The 4,406-nt window shown below is 65.0% G+C and carries 6 protein-coding genes, 1 tRNA gene and 1 pseudogene; 5 read left to right on the plus strand and 3 right to left on the minus strand.

Annotation, left to right across the window (positions count from 1 at the left end; all coding sequences use genetic code 11):
- Nucleotides 1-157, minus strand: a 157-nt coding sequence (locus FVE25_RS57370; protein WP_157255242.1) for a transposase, incomplete at its 3' end; no start/stop codon positions are given.
- Between the two features lie 55 nt (nucleotides 158-212).
- Nucleotides 213-548 carry an HIT family protein gene (locus FVE25_RS53530; protein WP_246268915.1) on the minus strand — a complete coding sequence of 112 codons (336 nt, stop codon included), beginning with the start codon at nucleotides 546-548 and terminating at the stop codon, nucleotides 213-215.
- A 178-nt stretch (nucleotides 549-726) separates the two neighbouring features.
- On the opposite strand from FVE25_RS53530, the gene FVE25_RS53535 reads away from it, so the two are divergent.
- From FVE25_RS53535 to FVE25_RS53550, 4 genes are all read left to right on the plus strand, one after another.
- The gene (locus FVE25_RS53535) at nucleotides 727-1,620 is read left to right on the plus strand and encodes an LLM class flavin-dependent oxidoreductase (protein ID WP_157255244.1); all 894 of its coding nucleotides are present in this window, start codon (nucleotides 727-729) and stop codon (nucleotides 1,618-1,620) included.
- The gene (locus FVE25_RS53540) at nucleotides 1,610-2,257 is read left to right on the plus strand and encodes a TetR/AcrR family transcriptional regulator (RefSeq protein WP_157255246.1); all 648 of its coding nucleotides are present in this window, start codon (nucleotides 1,610-1,612) and stop codon (nucleotides 2,255-2,257) included. Before FVE25_RS53535 ends, FVE25_RS53540 begins: the two co-directional genes overlap by 11 nt.
- Nucleotides 2,258-2,337: 80 nt before the next feature.
- Nucleotides 2,338-3,765, plus strand: coding sequence for an alpha/beta hydrolase (locus tag FVE25_RS53545; RefSeq protein ID WP_157255248.1), 1,428 nt, complete (start codon nucleotides 2,338-2,340; stop codon nucleotides 3,763-3,765).
- Between the two features lie 57 nt (nucleotides 3,766-3,822).
- Nucleotides 3,823-3,896 (plus strand) — tRNA-Thr (locus tag FVE25_RS53550).
- Nucleotides 3,897-3,965: 69 nt separating this feature from the next.
- On the opposite strand, the pseudogene FVE25_RS53555 reads toward FVE25_RS53550, so the two are convergent.
- A pseudogene (locus tag FVE25_RS53555) lies at nucleotides 3,966-4,262 on the minus strand (tyrosine-type recombinase/integrase); the annotation flags it as partial.
- 2 nt (nucleotides 4,263-4,264) lie between these two features.
- On the opposite strand from FVE25_RS53555, the gene FVE25_RS57375 reads away from it, so the two are divergent.
- Nucleotides 4,265-4,406: transposase (locus tag FVE25_RS57375; RefSeq protein WP_157255251.1), on the plus strand; the 142-nt coding region annotated here is incomplete at its 3' end.

The following is a 4,406-nucleotide window of genomic DNA, read 5'->3' on the forward strand; positions in this document are numbered from 1 at the left end:
GGTGGATGGCCTTGTGCATGTTCACCCAGCTGCCGAGCGTGGTCGGGTTCATGTCGAACTCCCGGGCCACCGAGGCCACGGTGCGCGGACCGTCCAGCACCATGCGGACGGCTTCCTCCTTGAACTCCGGCGAGAACTGCCTACGACGCCTCGTCACGTACCTACCTCTTCCAGACTATCTGTCAGGTTATGTTCCTGACTGTCCGGAAACTTCAGGGCACCTCATTACCTTGCTGACTGCCCAGAGACAAGAGGTACGTCCGCTCGCAGGGCACACTAGCCTCCAACGCGAGCGCCACCCGGCGGACCACCCGCATCACGGCCACGAACTGTTCCTCGTCGAGATCACGCACGACATGCTCAACATGGACCTTGGGCGCCACCAGTACATACCCGGGCAGGGACGCGAACCGGGCGAGGAACGCGATATGGGTGCCGTCGTCGTAGACGATCTCCTCCGGCTGACCTGGATCCCTGTGGACGATCGCACAGATGAAGCACGGGCCGGTCTGGGAGCGACGGATGTAGCTGTCGGTGTCGAACTCCACCCGCTTGATTGGATCGCTCACCATCATCCCCTCGGGGAACGCCAGCCGTACTTGATCACCCTACGGCCCGTTTAATCCCTACAGAGGCGAACGGGAACACCGCACTAAACCGTGTAGTTGAAGAGCAACACTGAACGGTTTAGTTCATTATCAAGATCCCAACCGGGAGGTTGTCATCATGGAGTTTGGTTTCTCCCTTGTCCCCACCCCCGACATTCCCGGCCACCGCGAACTGGTGAAGGTAGCCGAGGAGACCGGCCTGGACCTGGTGGGCATCCAAGACCACCCCTACGCGCAGTCCCAGGTGGACGCCTTCGCCCTGATCGGCACCCTTCTGGAGCACACCGACCGGATCCGCTTCTTCCCCGACGTGGCCAGCCTCCCCCTCCGCCCCCCAGCCGTCCTGGCCAACACCGCCGCCACCCTGGACCTGGCCTCAGGCGGACGTTTCGAGCTCGGCATCGGTGCCGGCGGCTACTGGCGCGCGATCGCCACCATGGGCGTCCCGGAGTTGAAGCCCGCCCAAGCCCTTGACGCCCTGGGCGAGGCGATGGAGATCATGCGCACCATGTGGCGCCCAGATCAGCCCACGGTACGGCTGAGCGGTACGTATTACACGGTCAACGGCACCCACGCCGGCCCGCCCCCCGCTCACCCGATCAACATCTGGGTAGGCGCCCAGGGCCCGAAGGCACTGCGCTTCACCGGCCGCCTGGCCGATGGCTGGGCCGCCCCGATCCCGTCCTATCTCCCGTACGAAGCCTGGCCCGAGGCGAACGTCATCATCGACGAGGCCGCCCGCGCCGAAGGCCGCGACCCCGCCGACGTCCTGCGCATGGCACAGATCGTCGGCACGGTGACCTCGACCCCCGGCGTTCTGCCCACCGAGGGCGCCGACCCGGTCCGCGGCACTCCTGAGCAATGGGCCGACTTCCTGGCGAAACTCGCCATCGAGCAGCCCTTCACCACGTTCATCTTCTGGCCGGAGCGCCAGTCCGTGGAGCAGGTCGTGCGTTTCGCCACCGAGGTCGTCCCGCTGGTGCGGCAGAGGACGCCCAACGGTGGACGTTGACGAGTTCGGCATCCCGATCATTCCCGATGCGCTCAACGTCTCGCAGCGCAAGCGCGAAGCGATCGTCGACGCGGCCGCGACCGAGTTCCTCAAAGAGGGATATACGGCCGCATCGGTGGATGCCATCGCCTCCAGGGCGGGGGTGTCCAAGCCGACGATCTACAAGCACTTCGGCAACAAGGAACGCCTGTTTCTCGCCGTCATCGGCGGCATCCTGCCACGGACGTACGCACAGCTGGAGTCCTGCAAATCCACGATCGCCCAGGCGGACGACCTGCGCACCGCCCTGATCGCCCTGATGACCGAATGGGCGGAAATCCTCCTACGCCCCGACATCATGGCCCTGCGGCGCCTGGTCATCGGCGAGATCGACCGTTTCCCGCAGCTCGGCCAGGCGTGGTACCGCATCAGCTACCGCATGAACAACGAGCCCCTGGTCGAAGCCTTCGAGATCCTGCACGAACGCGGGCGGCTCGCCGTACCCGACCCGGTGCTCGCCGTTCAGCAACTGGTCGCGGCCACGATCGGCGTCCCGCAGTTGGTGCGCACGTTCGACGTGGGCACTCCGGTCGACCTCGAGGTCGCGATCACGTCGGGCGTGGATCTCTTCCTGGCCCGATACGGCCCAGCCGTTTAGGGGCCGCCGGCCGTACCAAAAGATGCACGTCAACCAGGGGAGACCGATGCCGAGCCGCCGGTGGGGTGGCGCGGCGTAGCATGGCGTTGGTGTGGTGCCGAGTCGTCCTCGCCGCGTTGACACTCCTGTCCGCCGCCTGCGCACCCATCCCGCCTCCGAGCCTGACCTGGTCGGACTGCGGCGACGGCTTCCAATGCACCCGGCTGCAGGTCCCCCTGGACCACGCAAACCCGGCAGCCGATCGCATATCCATCAGCGTCATCCGCCTCCCCGCAACCGGCGACCGAATCGGCTCCTTGTTTATCAACCCGGGCGGCCCCGGCACATCGGGCATCGACTACACCCGTGCCGCCCCCGCGATCTTCCCCCAAAGCCTGCGATCCCGCTTCGACATAGTCGGCTTCGATCCCCGGGGCGTAGGCCAATCAACCCCCATCAAATGCCTACCCGACGCCGAACTCGCCGCCTTCATCGCAATGGACTCAACCCCCGACACACCAGCAGAACGCGCCAAACTGGAGAGGGCCTCAAAGGACTTAGCGAGGGCCTGCCAACGCCGCTCCGGAACCCTACTTCCGCACGTCAGCACCACCGAAGCCGCCCGAGACATGGACCTCCTCCGCGCCGCCCTGGGCGAGGAAAAACTCACCTATCTCGGTAAGTCCTACGGAACCTACTTGGGTGCCACATACGCCCACTTGTTCCCGGCCAGAGTCCGCGCAATGGTCCTGGACGGCGCCATCGACCCGACACTCTCCCGTGAACGCCTCAATCTCGACCAGGCCATCGCCTTCGAAACCGCCTACGCCGAATACGCCAAAACCTGCCCCAGATCCACCACCTGCCCCTTCACCAACGAAGAATCCGCCCAATCAACCCTGCACACCCTCCTGAAAAAGACCGACACCACCCCACTAACCAGCGAACAAACCCGCCCAGTACCGGAATCCCTCACCACTCTGGGCGTCCTGGCCTCCCTGTACGACCGCACAACCTGGCCGATCCTGTCCGAATCCCTCACCCAGGCTCAATCCGGCGACGGCACCCTGCTGCTGACCTCGGCCGACAACCTGGTAGGCCGCAACGAGGACGGCACCTACACCAACCAAACCGAGTCCGGCCTGGCCATCACCTGCGCCGACACCCCCCACCCCACCCCCGACAAGCTCTCCCAAGCGGCGTCGGAATCCACCACATCGGCCCCCAACTTCGGCCCCTACATCATGTGGAGCACCCTCCCCTGCGCCTACTGGCCACCCCCAAAAACCCCCCCACCAACCCCCAAAGCCCCCGGAACCCCACCCCTCCTCGTCATCGGTACCACCCGCGACCCAGCCACCCCATACAGCTGGTCACAATCCCTCACAGACCACCTCAAATCCGCCACCCTCCTCACCTACGAAGGCGACGGCCACACCGCGTACAGCAACGGCTCCACCTGCATCGACAACCAAGTGAACCGCTACCTCACCACCCTGACCACCCCGCCCCCGGGCACCCGCTGCTGATCGACGGGAGCGAGAAGTGTCCGGGCTCCTGTAGACTGCATCACGCTGTACGGCAACGCCGCCTTAGCTCAGTCGGCCAGAGCACTTCACTCGTAATGAAGGGGTCTGGGGTTCGAATCCCCAAGGCGGCTCCCAGGTCAAAGGCCCTCCCGGGAGATCCGGGAGGGCCTTTTTCGATCTTGTACAGCTGGGAAATACAGCTACGAGGTCAGTCGCTTGTTCAGGCGCTTGAGGGCCTTGCGAGTCTCGGGGGATGGGACCTGGGTGTAGACGTTCATCGTGACCGCTATCTGGGAGTGGCGGAGGATCCGCATCGCCACTCGAGGGTGGACGTCGAGGGCAGCCAATAGCGAGGCGCAGGTTCGCCGGGTGTCGTGGACGCGGATGCGCGGGACGCCGGCGTTGCGGCAGTGCATGTCGAAGGATCGGTTTGAGGTGCCCTGAAGTTTCCGGACAGTCAGGAACATAACCTGACAGAGAGTCTGGAAGAGGTAGGTACGTGACGAGGCGTCGTAGGCAGTTCTCGCCTGAGTTCAAGGAGGAAGCCGTCCGCATGGTGCTGGACGGTCCGCGCACCGTGGCCTCGGTGGCCCGGGAGTTCGACATGAACCCGACCACGCTCGGCAGCTGGGTGAACATGC

The organism is Nonomuraea typhae (genome assembly GCF_009760925.1).
Taxonomy (GTDB): Bacteria; Actinomycetota; Actinomycetes; order Streptosporangiales; family Streptosporangiaceae; genus Nonomuraea; species Nonomuraea typhae.